Here is an 18,274-nt window from a genome sequence, read left to right as displayed (position 1 = left end):
GGTGCTCCGAGGGACCTATCGGCAGGACGTCGCCCGTGGTTGAGCGTCGGCCCGGCTCAGGCACCCACGGCGGCGGCGATGCGCTCCGTGGCCTGACCCAGGTCGTCGACGCGCTCCGCCCCGGGCGGGGTGTCGACCCCGTTCCACCCCGGGCCACCGAGCAGCAGCAGCGGGCTCGGGCGCAGCCGGGGCAGCTCGTCCAGCTGCTCCGGCTGCGCCACACGCATGTGGGCGTACACGAAGACCACGGCCGGGCCGCTGCGCCGGATGGCGGCCGCGAGGGCCGTGCGGGGCACCCGGACGCCCAGCAGCCGGGACGAGACCCCCTGCTCGGCCAGGGACGCGGTGAGCACGTGCAGCGGCAGGCCGTGCTGCTCGTGCTCGGCCGCGGCCAGCAGCACGGGCCGGCTGTTGCGGGGGTGGCGCAGCCCGGCGGACACCGTCCGCAGGCTCGACAGGATGCTCTCGCTCAGCACGTGCTCGACCTCGACCCCGGTCCCGGTCGTGCGCCACCGCTCCCCCAGGGCCACCAGGACCGGTGAGATCAGGTGGTCCCAGGTCGAGACCGTGCCGTGCCGCTCGACGTGCTGCCGGACCAGGCGGATGCACTCGTGGGAGTCCAGGCTCATGGCCGCCCGGGCCAGCCCACGGGCCGCCGGGGTGCCGTCGGGCAGGGACACCACGCGGCCCCCTCCGGCGCGCGCGGGGCGCCCGGCCGGGCGGTCGCCCGTACGGGCCGGGCCGAGGTGGGCGCGCTCGCCCGGGCCCGGCACGCCGCCCCCCAGCAGGTCGTCGGCCCCTGGCAGGTCGTCGGCCCCCGACAGCTCGTCGGCACCCAGCACGCCGGCGCCCAGCACGTCGTCAGGGCCCAGGACGTCGTCAGGGCCCAGCAGGTCGTCGGGTCCCAGCAGGTCGTCGGGTCCCAGCAGGTCGTCGGGGGCGACCGGCTCGGCCCCGTCGGGCGTCCCGTCGGCCACGGGCGCGGCCGGACCGCCCACGGGGACCGGTCGCGAGGCGAGGGTCGTGACGCTGGCGAGGACCACCTCCCCGTCGACGTCGCTGACCCGGGCGATGGACGCCGCCTCCGACGGCGGCACCCCGTCCAGGGTGAGCCGCCGCATGACCATGAGGCGGGCGACGTCGACCCCCGAGTACCGCCGGTGCGAGCCGGCCGTGTGCTCCGACGGACCCAGCCCGTACCGCCGGTCCCAGGTGCGCAGCGTCGCCGGCGCCACCCCGAGACGCCGGGCCACGGCGGCCACGGTCAGCATCGGTCGCGGGACCTGCTCACCGCCTCGTCGACCCACGGGTGCCTCAACCATGGAGCGATTGTGACGACCTCGGCCGGTGATCGCATGCGCAACCGGGCCAGGAACCGGTCAGCCGACCGGTTTGGGGGGTAGATCCAGGGTTGAAGTGCGGCCGGACGGGGTAGTGATCGATTCAGAACAACTTGCCGGACACCTTGAACAATGTCTGAAGCGATTGCTAAGTTGTTCAGCACGAGCGAACGACACCGGAGTCGCCTTGATCCGGCCGGTCGACCGCGAGGACGCTTCGACGCAGCAGGAGGAAACATGGCCGAGATCTCACGACTCCCCGGACCCATCGCCGAGGTCTGGGAGTGGCAGATGGACGGCGCCTGCCGCGCAGAGGAGACGTCCCTGTTCTTCCACCCCGAGGGCGAGCGCGGCCCGGCCCGTCGCAACCGGGACGCGGCGGCGGTCGCCATCTGCCAGGCCTGCCCCGTGATGGTGCAGTGCCGCGAGCACGCCCTCGCCGTGCGCGAGCCCTACGGCGTGTGGGGCGGCATGACCGAGGACGAGCGCGAGGCGGCCTACTCGCGCGGACGCAAGCTCGCCGCCGTCAGCTGACCCGCCAACCGCCCCGCCAGGACCGCCGCTGCGGCGCTCCTGCGGGGCGTTCGGCGGCCACGGCGCCTCGTCCCGCTGAGCACAGGACGTCCCGCTGAACACAGACCGCAGAAGGCCCCCACCGGAATCCGGTGGGGGCCTTCTGCGTGCTCAGGTCAGGTCAGTGCGAGTGACCGTGACCGCCGTGGCTGTGACCGGCGTCCTCGGACTGCTCCGGCTTGTCCACGACGAGGGCCTCGGTGGTGAGGACCATCGCGGCGATGCTCGCCGCGTTGCGCAGGGCGGCCTTGGTGACCTTGACCGGGTCGACGATGCCGCCCGCGATCAGGTCGCCGTACTCGCCCGTGGCCGCGTCCAGGCCCTGGCCCGGGGGCAGCGCCGCGACCTTGTCGACGACGACGGAGCCCTCGTGACCCGCGTTGGAGGCGATCCACCACAGCGGGCGGCTCACCGCGCGCCGCACGATCGCGACACCGACGGCCTCGTCACCGGTGCGACCGAGGTCGCCCTCGAGCGCGGTGCGGGCGTGGACGAGGGCGGAGCCGCCGCCGGCGACGATGCCCTCCTCGATGGCGGCCCGGGTGGCCGACACCGCGTCCTCGACGCGGTGCTTGCGCTCCTTGACCTCGACCTCGGTGTGGCCGCCGACCTCGATGACCACGACGCCACCGGACAGCTTGGCGAGGCGCTCCTGGAGCTTCTCGCGGTCCCAGTCGGAGTCGGTGCGCTCGATCTCGGCCTTGATCTGGCCGACCCGGGCGGACACCTCGGAGGCGTCGGCGCCACCGTCGATCACGGTGGTCTCGTCCTTGGTGACGACGATGCGACGGGCGGAGCCCAGCACCTCGAGGCCGACCTGCTCCAGGTCGAGACCGACGTCGGAGGTGACGACCTGCGCGCCGGTCAGCACGGCCATGTCCTGCAGCATCGCCTTGCGGCGGTCGCCGAAGCCGGGGGCCTTAACGGCCACGGCGGTGAACGTGCCGCGGATCTTGTTGACGACCAGCGTGGACAGGGCCTCGCCCTCGATGTCGTCGGCGACGACGAACAGCGGCTTGGAGGTCTGCAGGACCTTCTCCATCAGCGGCAGCAGCTGCTTGACGGTGGAGATCTTGCCGCCGACCAGCAGCACGTGGGCATCGGTGAGGACCGCCTCCATGCGCTCGGTGTCGGTGACCATGTAGGGGCTCAGGTAGCCCTTGTCGAACTGCATGCCCTCGGTGAAGTTGAGGCTGACCCCGGTGGTGGAGCCCTCCTCGACCGTGATGACGCCGTCGCGGCCGACCTTGTCGAACGCCTCGGCCAGCGTCTCGCCGACCGACGGGTCCTGGGCGGAGACGGTGGCGACGTGGGCGACCGACGCGGAGTCGGTGACCTCGACGGCGATGTCGTCCAGGCGCGCCTCGAGGGCGGCGACGGCGGCGTCCATGCCCCGCTTGAGGCCACCGGGCGAGGCGCCCGCGGCGACGTTGCGCAGGCCCTCGTGGACCATGGCCTGCGCCAGGACGGTCGCGGTGGTGGTGCCGTCGCCCGCGACGTCGTTGGTCTTGGTCGCAGCCTCCTTGGCCAGCTGCGCGCCGAGGTTCTCGTAGCGGTCCTCGAGCTCGATCTCACGGGCGATGGTGACGCCGTCGTTCGTGATCACGGGCGGACCGAAGGACTTGGCGAGGACGACGTTGCGGCCCTTGGGGCCGAGGGTCACCTTGACGGCGTCGGCGAGGGCGTCGACACCGCGCTCGAGCGACTTCCTCGCGGACTCGTCGAAGGACAGGCTCTTGGACATGAGACTCCTGGTGGTGGCGCTGGGGGAACTGACTCGTGACGGGCGCTGCGGAGCAGGCCCGAGGGCGACGGGGGCAGGACCGGGTCCGGCCGCCTCGCGGGGTGGTGCGGTGGCCAGCGACGGACGCCGCCCGCGACCACTGGGGCCGGGGCGGCGTCGTCGCTGCGTCACGACCGTGAGGTCGCGCTCAGCTCACTTCTCGATGACGGCGAGGACGTCGCGCGCGGAGAGGATCAGGTACTCCTCGCCGCCGTACTTGACCTCGGTGCCGCCGTACTTGCTGTACAGCACGGTGTCGCCGACCTGGACGTCGAGCGGGATGCGCTTCTCGCCGTCCTCGTCGAAGCGACCCGGGCCGACCGCCAGGACCTTGCCCTCCTGGGGCTTCTCCTTGGCGGTGTCGGGGATGACCAGCCCGGAGGCGGTCGTCTGCTCGGCCTCGAGCGTCTGGACGACGATCCGGTCCTCGAGCGGCTTGATGGAGACAGCCACGTAATGCCTCTCTTTCGCGACTTGCCGGCCGACCGAGTGGTCGACCGAAGCGGTCTGGGTCCGCCGTGGACGGGACGTCGTCGCGGGTGCCGACCCGTCGTCAGGCGATTGGCACCCGATGCCGTCGAGTGCCAGAAACGACACTAGCCAGGGCTTAGCACTCGGTCAACCTGAGTGCCAGAGACGAGCCCGTCCAGGTGGCTCCGGCGGGCCTGGCAGGATCGGGGGATGACCGCCGAGGAGGACGTGGCCCCGCTGCTGCGTCCCGAGGGCTGGGCGCTGCTGGAGGCCCTGCCGCCCTACGACGCCGCGGCCGCCCTGGGCCTGGGCAGCCGGCTGCGCGAGGCCGGCCAGCCCGCGGCCACCGTCGCGGCGGCGCTCACGCAGTCCCGGTTGCGGGCCGCGGCCCGGGGCAAGGTCGGTGCCTTCGCCGCCGGGATGCTGTTCACCACCGAGGGCCTGGAGCAGGCCACCCGGCTGCCGGTGGCCGCGCGGCACGCCGACCGGTTCCGGCGCGGCGGCGCCACCCGGGTGGTCGACCTGGGCTGCGGCATCGGGGTGGACGCCATGGCCATGGCCGGGATGGACCTGGCGGTCGACGCGGTCGAGCGGGACGAGACCACCGCGGCCGTCGCGACCGTCAACCTGCGCCACTTCGAGCGCGCCCGCGTCCACCTGGCCGACGTCACCGACTTCCCCGACCCGCTGCCCGTGGCCCGCCCGGGCACGCCGGGCGGGGTCGACGCGGCGTGGGTCGACCCCGCCCGGCGCCGGGACGGCCGGCGGCTGTTCGACCCGCAGCAGTGGTCGCCTCCCCTGTCGTGGGCCCTGTCGCTGCCCGGCACCGGGGTGGGTGCCGTCGGCGTCAAGGTCGCGCCCGGCATCGAGCGCGACCTGGTCGAGCCCGACGGCCCCGCGGCCGGCTGGACCGCCGCCTGGACGTCGGTCGACGGCGACGTCGTCGAGGCCGTGCTCTGGTGGGGCTCGGCGGCCACCACCGGCGTGCGGCGCAGCGCGACCGTGCTGCGCAGCGTGGGCTCCGCCGGCCCCGACGGCGAGGCCACCGTCCAGGTGCAGGAGGCGGGGACGCTCAGCGACGCCGGGCTGCCGGAGGCGGCGGTCGGCGAGGTCGGCGCCTACCTGTACGAGCCGGACGGTGCCGTCATCCGGGCGGGCCTGGTGGGCCACGTCGCGGCCGAGGTCGGCGGCCGGCTCATCGACCCGATGATCGCCTACGTGACCGGTGACGAGCACGTGCCGACGGTGTGGGCCCGTTCCTACGCCGTGCAGGCGGTGCTGCCGTGGGGCCTCAAGCGGCTGCGGGCCCACCTGCGCGAGCACGGCGTGGGCCGGGTGACCGTCAAGCGACGGGGCAGCCCGATCGACCCCGAGGAGCTGCGCCGGGCGCTGCGCCTGGAGGGCGACGGCGAGGCCACCGTGGTGCTGACCCGCCGCGGCGACGAGCGCGTCGTGCTGGTCGTGGCGCCGCTGCCGGGTCCCTGAGACCGGACGGCAGGCTCAGAGCGAGGAGGCCGCGCGCCGTCGCGCCCGCCGACCGCCGCGCTGGTCGGGGACCTCGGCCCCCGGGCCCGGCCCGGCGGGCGAGACGGGCCAGCCCGGTCGGGACACCAGCTCGTGGGCGGGCTCGTCGGGCGTCGACACCGTGACCGACACCGTCGTCCTCACCTGCAGCACCTCGCCCGCGACCTCCAGCGGGCGTGACGTGCTGGCCAGCAGCCGGGCCAGGACCACCTCGACGTCGGCGTCGCTGCGCAGGTCCTCGCAGCAGGCGACCAGGCGGAGCGGGCCCGTGCGTCCGACCAGGTCCGAGCCCCGCAGCGCGGCCGTCGTCCGCTGCACCAGGCAGGCCAGCACCCGCGTGCCCCGGCTGGTCCCCGGGTCGACGTCGGCCACGTCCAGCGTGACGAGCACCAGCTGGCCGCCGCTGCGTCGCAGCCGCTGCTGGGCCAGGTGGACGTGGGCCGTCAGCGCCGGCAGCGTGACCGCTCCCGTCCCGGGGTCCCGGTGCCCGGCGGCCTCGGCCGCCGGCCCCGCCACCGCGACGAGCTGGGTGAGCAGGCAGTCGGGCGTGCCGTCGGCGCCCACCACGACGGTCGTGGTCACCCGGGCCCGCAGCGGCCGGCCGTCGGCGCGCAGGTAGCGGCGCTCGGCGTCGACCGAGCCCACCTCGCCGCGCAGCAGGCGGGCGGTGGCCTCCACGGCCGCCGGGCGGTCCTCGGGGTGGATCAGGTCACGGGGCAGGCGCGCGGCCACGGTGGCCCGGTCGGCCCCCAGCAGCTCGCAGAGCCGGTCGTTGAACCGCAGCCAGCTGCCGTCGACGGCGACGAGGCCCATGGCGACCGACGTCCGGTCGAACACCGCCATGAGCCGCTCCAGGCCCGGGTCCAGCTGCACCTCGGGATCGTCGGCCGGCTCGGGGCCCGTCTTGACCCCCCGGCCCGCCCGTCAGCCGGTCGGCCGAGGACCCGGGCGGGCCGGGGCCGCCCGCCCCGCTCAGCCCTGGATGCTGGTGACCGGCATCGACGGGTCGGTGCCCAGGCCCAGCGGTGACGGCTCGCGGCCCGCGGCGACGAGCATGCTGCCCAGCGCGGCGACCATCGCGCCGTTGTCGGTGCACAGCCCCGGACGCGGCACGCGGACCCGCAGCCCCGCGGCCTCGGCGCGCTGCTGCACCAGGGCGCGCAACCGGCTGTTGGCCGACACGCCGCCCCCCAGCAGCAGGTGCTCGACGCCCTCGCGGCGGCAGGCCGCGACGGCCTTGGCGCTCAGCACGTCGACCACGGCCTCCTGGAACGAGGCCGCGACGTCGGCGACCGGCACGTCGCGCCCCTCGTCCCGGGCCCGCTCGACCCAGCGCGCCACCGAGGTCTTGAGCCCGGAGAACGAGAAGTCGTCGCGGTGGTCGGTGCCGTCGCGGGCCACCGCGCCGGCCCCGGTCAGGCCCCGCGGGAAGCGGATGGCGGCCGGGTCGCCGTCGCGCGCCACCCGGTCCACGTGCGGTCCGCCCGGGAACGGCAGGCCGAGCAGGCGCGCGACCTTGTCGAACGCCTCGCCCGCCGCGTCGTCCAGCGTGCTGCCCAGCACGTCGACGTCGGCCGTCACGTCGTCGACCCGCAGCAGGCTCGAGTGCCCGCCCGACACCAGCAGCGCGATCGCGGGCTCGGGCAGCGGGCCGTGCTCCAGGGTGTCGACGGCCACGTGGGCCGCCAGGTGGTTGACGCCGTACAGCGGACGCCCCAGCCCCAGGGCGAGGGCCTTGGCCGCCGCCACGCCGACCACGAGGGCACCGGCCAGGCCCGGTCCGCTGGTCACCGCGACCGCGTCGACGTCCTGCAGCCGGACCCCGGCGAGCTCCAGGGCCCGGTCCAGCGTCGGCAGAACGGCCTCCAGGTGGGCGCGGCTGGCGACCTCGGGCACGACGCCGCCGAAGCGGGCGTGCTCGTCCACGCTGCTGGCCAGGGCGTCGGCCAGCAGCGTGTGCCCCACGACCAGGCCCACCCCGGTCTCGTCGCAGGAGGTCTCGATGCCGAGCACCAGGGGCCCGTCCGGACGCGCGCTCACCGGTCGGCCTGCCCGGGCTCCCCGAGGTCCGCGGGCCCGAGGTCCGCCTGCATCAGCACGGCCGTGGTCCGTGGCCCACCGGGCTCGGTCGGGGCGTAGTAGCCCGGACGTCGCCCCTGCGGCCGGAACCCGGCCGAGCGGTACAGCGCCTGCGCGGCCACGTTGTCCTCCCGCACCTCCAGACCCAGCCGTCGCGCCCCGGCGGCGGCCGCCGCCGCCCGGGCCAGGTCGACCAGGCACCGACCCAGCCCCCCGCCCCGACGGCCGGGGTCGACGGCCAGGGTCTGCACGTCGGCGTCGGGGCCGTGGGCGGCCACGCCCACGTAGCCCAGCAGCGGACCGGGGACCGCCCCCCCGGCGCCCGCCGCGTCCCGGGGCAGGACCAGGTAGGTCCGGCTCCCCCGCTCGGCCAGCTCGGACAGGAAGCCCTCGCGGGTCCAGGCGTCGGGACCGAACGACGGCTGCTCGACCGCCATGACGGCGTCCAGGTCCCACCAGCGCATCGGGCGCGGCGCGAGGACCGGTCCCCGGGGCCCGGACGCGACCGCCCCGGTCCGGACGACGGCCGCGCTCACCCGCCGACCCGCTTCGGGGTACCGGGCTCCTGCACGTCGGGGCGGCGCAGGTACAGCGGCTCCGGCGGCAGCGGCTGCAGGCCGGTGCCGGCGGCGCTCGCCCGGGCCAGGGCGGCGACCCAGGCGGCGTCGGGGGTGCCCGGCAGCACCGTGCCGTCGGCGGCCGCGGTGACGACCTGGGCGAAGGCCCCGACCAGGGCGTCGGTGTACAGCCGGGCCCCGCTGCCCAGGACGGGGACGCCCGCCGCGACGGCCGCCGCGGCGCACACGGCCGGGCTGCCGACCTGGGGCTCGCCCAGGCGCCGGCCGTCCCGGTACCGGGCCCAGTACACCTCGCGACGGCGCGCGTCCGTGGCCACGACGGCCGAGGCCGGCCCCCCGGCGGCGACCACGGCCGCGTGCAGGGCGTCCAGGCTGCACACGCCGTGCACGGGCACGCCGACCACGTGGGCCAGCGCGCGCGCGGTCACCAGACCGGCCCGCAGCCCCGTGAACGGGCCTGGTCCGACGCCGGCCGCGACCGCGGTCAGGTCGGCCGGGCGGGCCCCCGCCTCGGCCAGCACCTCGCTGACGGCGGGGGCCAGCAGCTCGGCGGGCCGGTTGCCGCCCTCGACCCGGCGCGCCGCCAGGGGGCGGGCGGGGTCGTCGTCGGCGCCCAGCAGCGCCACCGACACCACGGGGGTCGAGGTGTCCAGGGCGAGGATCAGCACGGTGCCTCCAGGTCGGTGTGCTCGGGGTCGGCCCGCCGCGCGGCGACCAGCAGGGCGCCGGGGCCCAGGCGGGGGTGGTCCCCGACGACGACGACGGTGATGCGGCGCGGCTCGTCACCGGTGCCGTCTCCCACGCCGTCGCCCACGCCGTCGCCCGCGCCGTCCCCGGGACCCGCGGCACCGTCGGACGGCGTGCCGTCCCGGTCGATCGTCACCTCGACCCGGCGCGGGCTCAGCCGCTCCGCGAGGCCGTGGCCCCACTCGACGACGACGACGGCGTGGTCCAGGTCGGAGTCGAGGTCCAGGTCGTCCAGCTCCAGGGCCCCGGCCAGCCGGTAGGCGTCGACGTGGACCAGGTCGGGCCCGTCGGGCCGGGGCCCGGCCGGGTCGGTCCGCTGGTGCCGGGCCAGGACGAACGTCGGCGACGTGACGGGGGCGGTCACGCCGAGCCCGCGCGCCAGGCCCTGCACGAACGTGGTCTTGCCCGCCCCGAGGTCGCCGGTCAGCACGACCACGTCGCCCCCGACCAGCTCGTGGCCCAGCGCCTGACCCAGGCGCCGGGTGGCCGCCGCCGAGGGGCAGAGCACCCGGGTCGTCGCCGCCTCAGGCACCGCGCTCGACCTCCTGCCGGGCCACCCGTCCGTCCCGGGGGTCCACCGGCCGCTTGACCAGGCGCTGCACGGCCGCGGCCGCCCGGCCCCGTCGTCGCGGTGCGGCCCGGGAGTCGGCGCGCACCACGCGCAGGGCGCGGGAGACCAGGTCGAGCAGGTGGCCCGTGACGACGTCGGGGTGCTCGAGCATCACCAGGTGCCCGGCCTGCCGGACCACGACGTGCTCGGCGTGGGGCAGCGCGGCCACGATGGCCTCGGAGTGCCGGGGCGGGGTCATCCGGTCGCTGTCGCCCACCAGCACGAGCGTCTCCAGGCCGTCGAGCACCGACAGGGCCTCGCGCTCGTCGTGCTCGCTGAAGCCGGGCAGGAAGTCGGAGACCACGTCGAGGCTGGTGTCGGAGATGATCTTGGCCACGAACCGGGTCAGCTCGGGCGGGACGGGCGAGGCGAAGGACCACCGCCGCACGATCAGCCGCTCGACGTCGGCGACCATCCGGCGCCCGCGCAGGACCAGCTGGGGCTGCCGGGCCAGCAGGGCGAGCAGGTTCGGCGCGACCCGGGTGACGGCCTCGCCGCCGCGCAGGCCGAAGTCCAGGGACGACAGGTCGCCGGCGCTGGTGGCCACCAGCCCCACCGCGTGGATGCGGCTGCCGAACAGCTCCGGGCGCCGGCTGGCCAGGCTCATCACGGTCATGCCGCCCATGGAGTGACCGACCAGGACCACGGGACCCTCGGGCACGTGGGCGTGCAGGACGGCCTCGAGGTCACCGGCCAGCACCGGGATGCGGGCCGAGCCGCGGGGCCCGGCCTCGGAGCGGCCGTGCCCGCGCTGGTCGTAGGTCACCACGCGGTAGCGGCCCCGCAGGGCCAGCCGCTGGAAGTGCCAGGACTGGCTGCTCAGGCCGTAGCCGTGGACCAGGACCACGGTCAGGGGCGGCTCGGTGCCCGCCGCGCGCGGGCCCGGCTCGTCGACCTCGACGTGCAGCCGCGCCCCGTCCTCGGTGTGCAGCTCGTACTCCTCGCCGTGCACGGTGCCCAGCAGGGCCAGGCCCTCCCGGTCGAACACCGCCTCGGCCCGGGCCCGGCGCGAGCGCACGCGGTCGACCGTAATCCCCGCCGCGACCCCGGCACCGGCCGCGGCCAGGCCGGCGCCGAGCCCGATCAGGCGCCAGGGCGCGGGCGCCGTCACCACGTCTCGCCCCCGGTCACCGGGGCCAGGTCCAGCAGGGCCGGCTCGACCTCGGTCAGCAGCGGCTCCCCCCGGCCCACCCAGCGACGCGGCAGCCGCGAGCCGAGCCGGGCCACGATCTCGTAGCTGATGGTCCCGGCGGCCACGGCCCAGTCCTCGGCGGTGGGCTCGCCGAGCTCGCCGGCCCCCATCACCACCACCTCGTCACCGACCTGGTCCGCGGCCCCGGGACCGAGGTCGAGCACCACCTGGTCCATGCAGATCCGGCCGACGACGGGCACCCGGCGACCGGCCAGCCACATCTGGGCCCGGCCGGTGGCCGAGCGCGGCAGCCCGTCGGCGTAGCCCAGCGGCACGAGCCCCAGGACGGTGTCATGCGGTGCGGTCCAGGCGTGCCCGTAGGACACGCCCTCCCCCGCGCGGACGGGCTTGGTCAGCACCAGGCGCGTGCGCAGGCTCAGGGCCGGGCGCAGGCCCAGCTCGGCCGGGCCCGCGATGTCGGGCACCGGGGACAGGCCGTACACGGCCAGGCCCGGCCGGACCAGGTCCAGGTGCAGGTCGGGGCGGGTCAGGGTCGCGGCCGAGTTGGACAGGTGCCGCCAGGTAGGGGCCAGCCCGGCCGCCCGGACGACGTCCACCGCCTCGGCGAACAGCCGGGCCTGCCGGTCGACCGTGGCGTGGCCGGGCGAGTCCGCCCAGGCCAGGTGGCTGAACACGCCGCCCACGGCGACCAGGCCGGCCCGTTCCGCCTCGGCCAGCGCGCGAGCGAAGGCCGGCAGCTCGGCCATGGGCACGCCGTTGCGCAGCAGGCCCGTGTCCACCTTGACGTGGACGTCGGCCACCTGGCCGCTGGCCCGCGCCGCGTCCAGGACGACGTCCAGCTGCCCGGCGTGCGACAGGCCCAGCGTCACCTGCTGCCGCAGCGCCGCCGCGACCGGGGCGGGCTCCACCGACAGCAGCCAGGCCAGCAGCGGGGCGTCGACGCCGGCCGCCCTCAGCCGCAGCGCCTCGTCGAGCTGGGCGACGCCGAGCCAGGCGGCCCCGCCGGCCAGCGCGGCGCGCGCGACCTGCACCAGGCCGTGCCCGTAGGCGTCCGCCTTGACCACCGCGAGCAGGGGGCGTCCCGTGCGACGGGTCATCGAGCCGACGTTGGAGGCCACCGCGTCGAGGTCCACCACCACCTGCCCGGTGCCCACGTCCGTGCCGCGGACCTCGTCGGCGCCGGGTGCGCCCGCCGTGGTGCCCGCGGACGCACCGGGGACCGGGACGTCCGGGGTCGCTGTCGCTCGTGCCGTCACGTCACCCATGGTCCCAGGCGTCGGGGTGTGCACCCGCCAGCACCCCCGGCACCGCGTCGGCGACCGCCGAGGCCCGCAGCGGCCCGCCGCCCCCGGCCACGTGGGCGGCCACCGCGTGCACGTGGGCGGCCAGCACCCCCGCCGGCAGCGGGGCCAGCCCCGCGGCCAGCAGCGTCCCCGCCACCCCGGCCAGGACGTCGCCCGCCCCCGCGGTCGCCAGGGCCGGGGGGCCGCCCGGGACCACGACCGTGCGGCCGTCGGGCGCCACGACGAGGGTGTCGGGGCCCTTGAGCAGCACGGTGGCCCCGGTGGCGGCGGCGACCTCGCGGGCCCGGGACCACGGCGTCCCACCGTCGTCGTCGCCGTCGTCGTCGCCGTCGCCGCCGGCCAGCCCCAGGGCGTCCCGCAGCCGGGCCAGCTCCCCCGCGTGCGGGGTCAGCAGCAGCCGCCCGGGGGCCCGCAGCCGACCGGCGGCCAGCGCCTCGGCCAGGCGCACCAGGGCCCCCGCGTCCACCACGGCCGGCTCGTCGGCGTCACGCAGCACGGCGTCGGTCCGCGCGTCGGCCTCGCCCCCGGTGCCGGGTCCCACGACCCAGGCCTGCACCCGGCCGACGGCCGGCAGCGCCTGCACCACCACCTCGGGGACGGCCTGGAGCACCAGCCGGCCCAGGTCGGGCGCCCCCTCGGGCGGGACGAGACGCACCATCCCCGCGCCGGCCCGGACGGCTGCCCCGGCGCACAGCACGGCTGCCCCGGGGTAGGCCGGCTCGCCGGCCGCCACCCCCAGCACGCCGCGGGAGTACTTGTCGGCCCGGTGCCACGGCCACGGCCAGGCCCCGGCGAGCAGGGCCGAGGCCTCACCGGCGCCGACGTCGAGCCGGTGCAGCGCCGCCGGCGGCAGGTGCGGTGCCAGCCCCAGGTCCACGACCTGCACCTCGCCCACCAGCGGGCGGGCCCAGGGCAGCAGCAGCCCCGTCTTGGCCGCGCCGAAGGTCACCGTCACGTCGGCCGCCAGCACCGGACCGGAGGTGCGCCCGGTGTCCGGGTCCAGGCCGCTGGGCAGGTCGCAGGCGACCACCGACGGCGGCCGGCGATCCCCGTCGGCGCCGCCGCACCAGGCCAGCACCCGCCCGCCGGCCCCCCGGACCGCGCCCCGTGCGCCGATGCCGAGCAGGCCGTCGACGAGAAGGTCCGCCTGCTCGAGCGCCCGGACGGCGGCGGCCGGCAGCCCGGCCGCCCCGGGACCGGTCGTCCCGGGCTCGGTCGTCCCGGGCTCAGTCGTCCCGGGCTCAGTCGTCCCGGGCTCAGTCGTCCCGGGCTCGGCGGGGACCTGCAGCAGGACCCCCCCGGCCCGCCGCAGCGCCAGCGCCCCCGGGCCGTGGTGGCCGCCCGAGCACAGCAGGGCCGTCACCCCCACCCCGCGACGGCGCAGCCGCTCGCCGGCCAGCAGGGCGTCCCCGCCGTTGTTGCCCGCACCGACCAGCAGCACGACCCGGGCGCCCGCCACGCGGCCGCGCACCCGCCGCAGCCGGGTGGTGCACGCGCACGCCAGGGCCGAGGCGGCCACGGCCATCAGGTCCGCCCCCTGCGCCAGGCGGACGGCGTCGGCCGCGGCCACGTCGGCGGCCGCGTGGCCCGGGCGCAGGTACGGGCCTTCGAGCCCGTCCGGCCCCGGGCCGGGCGCCCCGCTCACGGGGCGGACGCCGCCGCGTCCGGCGCCGTGGTCCGCGGCTCGCCCTCGGCGATGCAGGTTGCCGAGGCGATGCCGGCGTCGTGCGACAGGCTCAGGTGCAGCCGGGCCACGCCGAGCTCCACCATGCGGGCGGCCACGGTCCCCGTGGCGCTGACCGAGGGGGCGGCGTCGACCTCCCGGGTGACGGTGCAGTCGTGCCACCGCAGCCCCACAGGAGCCCCCAGCGACTTCGCGATGGCCTCCTTGGCCGCGAAGCGGGCCGCCAGCGAGGCCGGCGGCAGGTTCCGCTCGGCCGGGGTGAACAACCTCGTCCTCAGCCCGGGGGCCCGCTGGAGCTGGGCCATGAACCGGGCGATGTCCACGACGTCCGTGCCCACCCCGACGATCACGGCCGGGTCACTCGACCGTGACGCTCTTGGCCAGGTTGCGGGGCTGGTCGACGTCGAGGCCCTTGGCCGTGGCCAGCTCGCAGGCGAAGACCTGCAGCGGCACGACGGTGACCAGCGGCGCGAGCAGCGGCGGCGTGCGGGGCACCCGGATGACCTCCTCGGCGTACGGCACCACGTCCTCGTCGCCCTCCTCGGCGATGACGATGGTCCGGGCACCGCGGGCGCGGATCTCCTGGATGTTGGAGATGACCTTGCTGTGGATCGAGTCCGGACCCAGCGGGCTGGGCACGACGACGAACACCGGCTGGCCCGGCTCGATGAGGGCGATCGGGCCGTGCTTGAGCTCCCCCGCCGCGAAGCCCTCCGCGTGGATGTAGGCGAGCTCCTTGAGCTTGAGCGCACCCTCGAGCGCCACGGGGAAGCCGACGTGGCGGCCCAGGAACAGCACGGAGCGGGTGTCGGCCATCCAGCGGGCGATCTGGCGGACGTGCTCGGAGCTGTCCAGCACCGTCTGGATCTTGGCCGGCACGGCGTGCAGCTCGGCGAGGACGTCGCTGATCGCCTCCGGCCCCATCCGCCCCTGCACCTGGGCCAGGTACAGGCCCAGCAGGTACGTGGCCGTGATCTGGGCGACGAACGCCTTGGTGCTGGCCACGGCGACCTCGGGCCCGGCGTGGGTGTAGAGGACACCGTCGGCCTCCCGGGGGATGGTCGAGCCGTGCGTGTTGCAGATGGCCACGACGGTGGCCCCGAGCTGCTTGGCGTGCCGGACCGCCATCAGGGTGTCCATGGTCTCGCCGGACTGGCTGATGGCCACGACCAGGGTGCGGGCGCCGATGACCGGGTCGCGGTAGCGGAACTCGTGCGAGTACTCGACCTCGACCGGGAGCCGGGACCAGTGCTCGATGGCGTACTTGGCGACCATGCCCGCGTAGGACGAGGTGCCGCAGGAGACGATGACGACCTTCTCAACCGAGGCCAGCGCCTGCTCCTCGATGCGCATCTCGTCCAGCACGAGCCGGCCGTCGAGGTCCGAGCGCGCCCGCAGGGTGTCGGCCACGGCGGTGGGCTGCTCGTCGATCTCCTTGGCCATGAACGTCGCGTAGCCGCCCTTCTCGGCGGCGGCGGCGTCCCAGGTCACGGTGTAGGGGCGGCCCTGGACGGGGCTGCCCGCGAAGTCGGTGATGGTGAACCCGTCCGGGCGGACCTCGACCACCTGGTCCTCGCCCAGCTCGACGGCCTCGCGGGTGTGGTCGATGAACGCCGCCACGTCGCTGCCCAGGTAGGTGGCGTCGTCGGAGACCCCGACCACCAGCGGGGACGAGCGCCGCGCGCCGACGACGACGTCGGGCTGGCCGCGCCACACGGCCAGCAGCGTGAAGGCGCCCTCGAGCCGCTGCACGACCTCGCGCATCGCGCCGGCCAGGTCGGTGCCGCCCTCGGCCAGGCGCCGGGCGAGCAGGTGCGAGACGACCTCGGTGTCGGTCTCCGACAGCAGCGTCACCCCGGCGGCGGTGAGCTCGGCCCGCAGCTTGGCGAAGTTCTCGATGATGCCGTTGTGGATGACCGCGACCTGGGCGTCCTCGCTCAGGTGGGGGTGGGCGTTGGCGTCGGTCGGGCCGCCGTGGGTGGCCCAGCGGGTGTGGCCGATGCCGGTCAGCGCGCCGAAGGCGGGCACCGGGGCGTCGGTCTCGGCCGTGGTCACCGCCTCGACGAGGCGGCCCAGCCGGCCCGAGCGCTTGGTCACGTGGATGCCGTCGTCGGCCAGCAGCGCCACGCCCGCGGAGTCGTAGCCGCGGTACTCCAGCCGTCGCAGACCGCCGAGCACCACGTCGAGCGCCTTGGGCGCTCCCTGTCCACCGGTCACTCCGACGATTCCGCACATGGGTGTGGAGTCTAGGAGCAGCGCGGGGGTGTCCCGTGCGACGCACGCCGCCGCCGCGCGGCAGGATGGACCGGTGCTCCCCGCCGTCCCGGACGTCCCCGCCGCGCCGCCCGGGACGCCGACCCCGGTCGAGGACCCGGCGGCGTCCTCGCCCTTCGTGGAGTTCGACCGGGCGGCCTGGAGCCGGCTGCGGCGCAGCACCCCGATGACGCTGAGCGCCTCCGACGTGGTCCGGCTGCAGGGCCTGGGCGACCGGGTGGACCTGCACGAGGTGGAGGAGGTGTACCTGCCGCTGTCGCGCCTGCTCACGCTCTACGTCGAGGCCAACGACGGCCTGCGCGAGGCCACGTCCACGTTCCTGGGCGAGACGCCGCCCGCGCGCACGCCCTACGTCATCGGCGTCGCCGGCTCGGTGGCCGTCGGCAAGTCCACCACCGCCCGGCTGCTGCGCGAGATGCTGGCCCGCTGGCCCGGCACGCCGCGGGTGGAGCTGGTCACCACGGACGGCTTCCTGTACCCCAACGCCGAGCTGGAGCGGCGGGGGCTGATGGGGCGCAAGGGCTTCCCCGAGTCCTACGACCGGCGGGCGCTGCTGCGGTTCGTGCAGGCGGTCAAGTCGGGCCGGGCCAAGGTCACCGCCCCGGTGTACTCGCACCTCACCTACGACATCGTGCCGGGCGCCCAGGTGACGGTCCGGCGTCCGGACATCCTCGTGGTGGAGGGCCTCAACGTGCTGCAGCCGGCCCGGGTGCGAAGCGAAGGGCGGCAGGGGGTCGCGGTCAGCGACTTCTTCGACTTCTCGATCTACGTCGACGCCCGGGTCGACGACGTCCGCACCTGGTACGTCGAGCGGTTCCTGCGGCTGCGGCAGACCGCGTTCGCCCGGGAGGAGTCGTACTTCCGGCGCTACGCCGACCTGTCCGACGACGAGGCCCGCTCGACCGCCGAGCGGATCTGGCGCGACATCAACGAGCGCAACCTGCGGGAGAACGTGCTGCCGACCCGGGGGCGGGCCAGCCTGGTCCTGACCAAGGGCCCGGACCACTCGGTGCGCCGGGTCCGGCTGCGCAAGGTCTGAGCCCCGGTCCCCGGGCTCAGGTCAGCTTGAGCTGGTAGAGCGAGTACAGGCCCACCGGCACGAACCCCATCGCCCGGTTGACCCGCAGCATCGGGCCGTTCTCCAGCGCGTTCCAGGTCTGCACCCGCTCCACCTCGGCCATGGCCTCACCCAGCCGGCGCAGCGCCGCCTGCTTGACCAGCATCCCCAGCCGGTGGCCGCGGTGGTCGGGGTCGACGATGGTGTCGAACTGGTAGGCCAGCAGCGGGTTGCGCCGGTCGCGGCCCATCTCGCTGAAGGCCACCATCCGGCCGTCCGCGGCCACGGCCCCCGCGCCGACCATCTGCAGGCCGCGCCGCTGCCAGTCCGCATAGGTGTCGCGCATCCGGTCGGCGTCCCAGACCCCGGGCCGCCAGTCCATGTCGCCCAGGGGCGGGTCGGTGTCCATCCGGGCCGCCAGCGCGGCCCGGTCCACCATGAGCTCCTCGGGACAGGCCCCGAGCCAGGTGCGGGTGGTGTACGCCCCGGCGTGGGCCTGCACCTCGGCGTCCTGACGGGCCAGCACGTCCGCGGGCACCGGCAGCACGACCTGGCTGCGGACCTCGGTCTGGACCAGGTCGGCCCCGCTGGCCCGCGCGAACGACACGCCCAGCACCGCTCCCGGCACCGGTCGGCGGGTGACCGCGTCGTCGCGCACCGCCTGCTCGTGCAGGGCCCAGGCCGCCTCGGGCTCCGGCCGGAACCCCGTCCCCGACATCAGGGTGTCGCGGCCCTCGGCACGGGCGAGCTCGGACACCGCGGCGAGCAGCGCCCGGCCGTGGCCGTGGCCGCGGTGCCCGGGCGCCGTGCCCAGCTCCAGCTCGACGGCGTGCGTGTTGTCGCGGTCGGGCAGGTAGGCCTTGGCGAAGCCGACGACGGCACCGTCGGTGACGACGACCCAACCGGCGTTGCGACCGTTGGCCGTGGTCCACGACGCGGCCTCGTAGTCGACGTCGTAGGGCTCGCAGGCGTCGCCGACCGTCTCCCGGTCGACCTGGGCCATCAGGTCCACCAGGCCGGCGAAGTGCGGCGAGCCGGGGTCGACCCGCAGGAGCTGTGCGGTGGTGGTCACGACATACACGGTCCGCGCCCGCGGA

The 18,274-nt window shown here is 76.3% G+C and carries 17 protein-coding genes; 3 read left to right on the top strand and 14 right to left on the bottom strand.

Going from position 1 to position 18,274, the window contains the following annotated elements; genetic code table 11:
* Positions 1–56: 56 nt before the first annotated feature.
* The gene (locus SJY06_RS10280; protein WP_380167207.1) at positions 57–1,322 is read right to left on the bottom strand and encodes a MerR family transcriptional regulator; all 1,266 of its coding nucleotides are present in this window, start codon (positions 1,320–1,322) and stop codon (positions 57–59) included.
* A 255-nt stretch (positions 1,323–1,577) separates the two neighbouring features.
* Here SJY06_RS10280 and SJY06_RS10275 point away from each other — a divergent pair, with 255 nt between their 5' ends.
* Positions 1,578–1,874: a WhiB family transcriptional regulator gene (locus SJY06_RS10275; RefSeq protein ID WP_380167205.1), complete on the top strand. Its 297-nt coding sequence runs from the start codon at positions 1,578–1,580 to the stop codon at positions 1,872–1,874.
* Between the two features lie 160 nt (positions 1,875–2,034).
* Here SJY06_RS10275 and groL read toward each other — a convergent pair whose 3' ends face one another.
* Positions 2,035–3,657: a chaperonin GroEL gene (gene groL, locus SJY06_RS10270; RefSeq protein WP_380167203.1), complete on the bottom strand. Its 1,623-nt coding sequence runs from the start codon at positions 3,655–3,657 to the stop codon at positions 2,035–2,037.
* A 192-nt stretch (positions 3,658–3,849) separates the two neighbouring features.
* On the bottom strand, positions 3,850–4,149 hold the full coding sequence (groES, locus tag SJY06_RS10265) for a co-chaperone GroES (RefSeq protein ID WP_336920765.1): 300 nt from the start codon (positions 4,147–4,149) through the stop codon (positions 3,850–3,852).
* A 228-nt stretch (positions 4,150–4,377) separates the two neighbouring features.
* On the opposite strand from groES, the gene SJY06_RS10260 reads away from it, so the two are divergent.
* Positions 4,378–5,652, top strand: a complete 1,275-nt coding sequence (locus tag SJY06_RS10260; protein ID WP_380167201.1) for a hypothetical protein — start codon at positions 4,378–4,380, stop codon at positions 5,650–5,652.
* A gap of 15 nt (positions 5,653–5,667) precedes the next feature.
* Here the strand turns inward: SJY06_RS10260 and SJY06_RS10255 are convergent, their stop codons facing one another.
* The 10 genes from SJY06_RS10255 to glmS form a co-directional block, all read right to left on the bottom strand.
* Complete coding sequence (locus SJY06_RS10255; protein WP_380167199.1) at positions 5,668–6,564, bottom strand: PAS domain S-box protein; 897 nt, start codon at positions 6,562–6,564, stop codon at positions 5,668–5,670.
* Positions 6,565–6,663: 99 nt separating this feature from the next.
* The gene (tsaD, locus tag SJY06_RS10250) at positions 6,664–7,731 is read right to left on the bottom strand and encodes a tRNA (adenosine(37)-N6)-threonylcarbamoyltransferase complex transferase subunit TsaD (RefSeq protein ID WP_380167197.1); all 1,068 of its coding nucleotides are present in this window, start codon (positions 7,729–7,731) and stop codon (positions 6,664–6,666) included.
* Positions 7,728–8,306: a GNAT family N-acetyltransferase gene (locus tag SJY06_RS10245; RefSeq protein ID WP_380167195.1), complete on the bottom strand. Its 579-nt coding sequence runs from the start codon at positions 8,304–8,306 to the stop codon at positions 7,728–7,730. The genes tsaD and SJY06_RS10245 overlap by 4 nt, the downstream gene beginning before the upstream one ends.
* The gene (gene tsaB, locus SJY06_RS10240) at positions 8,303–9,016 is read right to left on the bottom strand and encodes a tRNA (adenosine(37)-N6)-threonylcarbamoyltransferase complex dimerization subunit type 1 TsaB (RefSeq protein ID WP_380167193.1); all 714 of its coding nucleotides are present in this window, start codon (positions 9,014–9,016) and stop codon (positions 8,303–8,305) included. The genes SJY06_RS10245 and tsaB overlap by 4 nt, the downstream gene beginning before the upstream one ends.
* Positions 9,010–9,627, bottom strand: a complete 618-nt coding sequence (gene tsaE / locus SJY06_RS10235; protein WP_380167191.1) for a tRNA (adenosine(37)-N6)-threonylcarbamoyltransferase complex ATPase subunit type 1 TsaE — start codon at positions 9,625–9,627, stop codon at positions 9,010–9,012. The genes tsaB and tsaE overlap by 7 nt, the downstream gene beginning before the upstream one ends.
* Complete coding sequence (locus SJY06_RS10230; protein WP_380167189.1) at positions 9,620–10,819, bottom strand: alpha/beta fold hydrolase; 1,200 nt, start codon at positions 10,817–10,819, stop codon at positions 9,620–9,622. The genes tsaE and SJY06_RS10230 overlap by 8 nt, the downstream gene beginning before the upstream one ends.
* Positions 10,813–12,114 carry an alanine racemase gene (gene alr, locus SJY06_RS10225; protein WP_380167187.1) on the bottom strand — a complete coding sequence of 434 codons (1,302 nt, stop codon included), beginning with the start codon at positions 12,112–12,114 and terminating at the stop codon, positions 10,813–10,815. The genes SJY06_RS10230 and alr overlap by 7 nt, the downstream gene beginning before the upstream one ends.
* A 1-nt stretch (position 12,115) precedes the next feature.
* The gene (locus SJY06_RS10220) at positions 12,116–13,807 is read right to left on the bottom strand and encodes a bifunctional ADP-dependent NAD(P)H-hydrate dehydratase/NAD(P)H-hydrate epimerase (RefSeq protein ID WP_380167185.1); all 1,692 of its coding nucleotides are present in this window, start codon (positions 13,805–13,807) and stop codon (positions 12,116–12,118) included.
* Entirely contained in the window at positions 13,804–14,196 is a 393-nt protein-coding gene (locus SJY06_RS10215; RefSeq protein ID WP_380167184.1) for a holo-ACP synthase, read from the bottom strand. Before SJY06_RS10215 ends, SJY06_RS10220 begins: the two co-directional genes overlap by 4 nt.
* A gap of 7 nt (positions 14,197–14,203) precedes the next feature.
* Positions 14,204–16,081, bottom strand: coding sequence for a glutamine--fructose-6-phosphate transaminase (isomerizing) (glmS, locus tag SJY06_RS10210; protein ID WP_380167182.1), 1,878 nt, complete (start codon positions 16,079–16,081; stop codon positions 14,204–14,206).
* 73 nt (positions 16,082–16,154) lie between these two features.
* Between glmS and coaA the strand changes: the two genes are divergently transcribed.
* A complete protein-coding gene (gene coaA / locus SJY06_RS10205; RefSeq protein ID WP_380167180.1) occupies positions 16,155–17,159 on the top strand; it encodes a type I pantothenate kinase in 1,005 nt (334 codons plus the stop codon).
* A gap of 16 nt (positions 17,160–17,175) precedes the next feature.
* Here coaA and SJY06_RS10200 read toward each other — a convergent pair whose 3' ends face one another.
* Positions 17,176–18,249: a GNAT family N-acetyltransferase gene (locus SJY06_RS10200; protein WP_380167178.1), complete on the bottom strand. Its 1,074-nt coding sequence runs from the start codon at positions 18,247–18,249 to the stop codon at positions 17,176–17,178.
* Between the last annotated feature and the right edge of the window lie 25 nt (positions 18,250–18,274).

Origin of the sequence: Jannaschia sp. R86511, assembly GCF_042466345.1 — a bacterium.
In the GTDB taxonomy this organism is placed as follows: Bacteria; Actinomycetota; Actinomycetes; order Actinomycetales; family JBBAYJ01; genus Aquipuribacter.
This window is presented reverse-complemented; position numbering and strand designations above follow the sequence as displayed.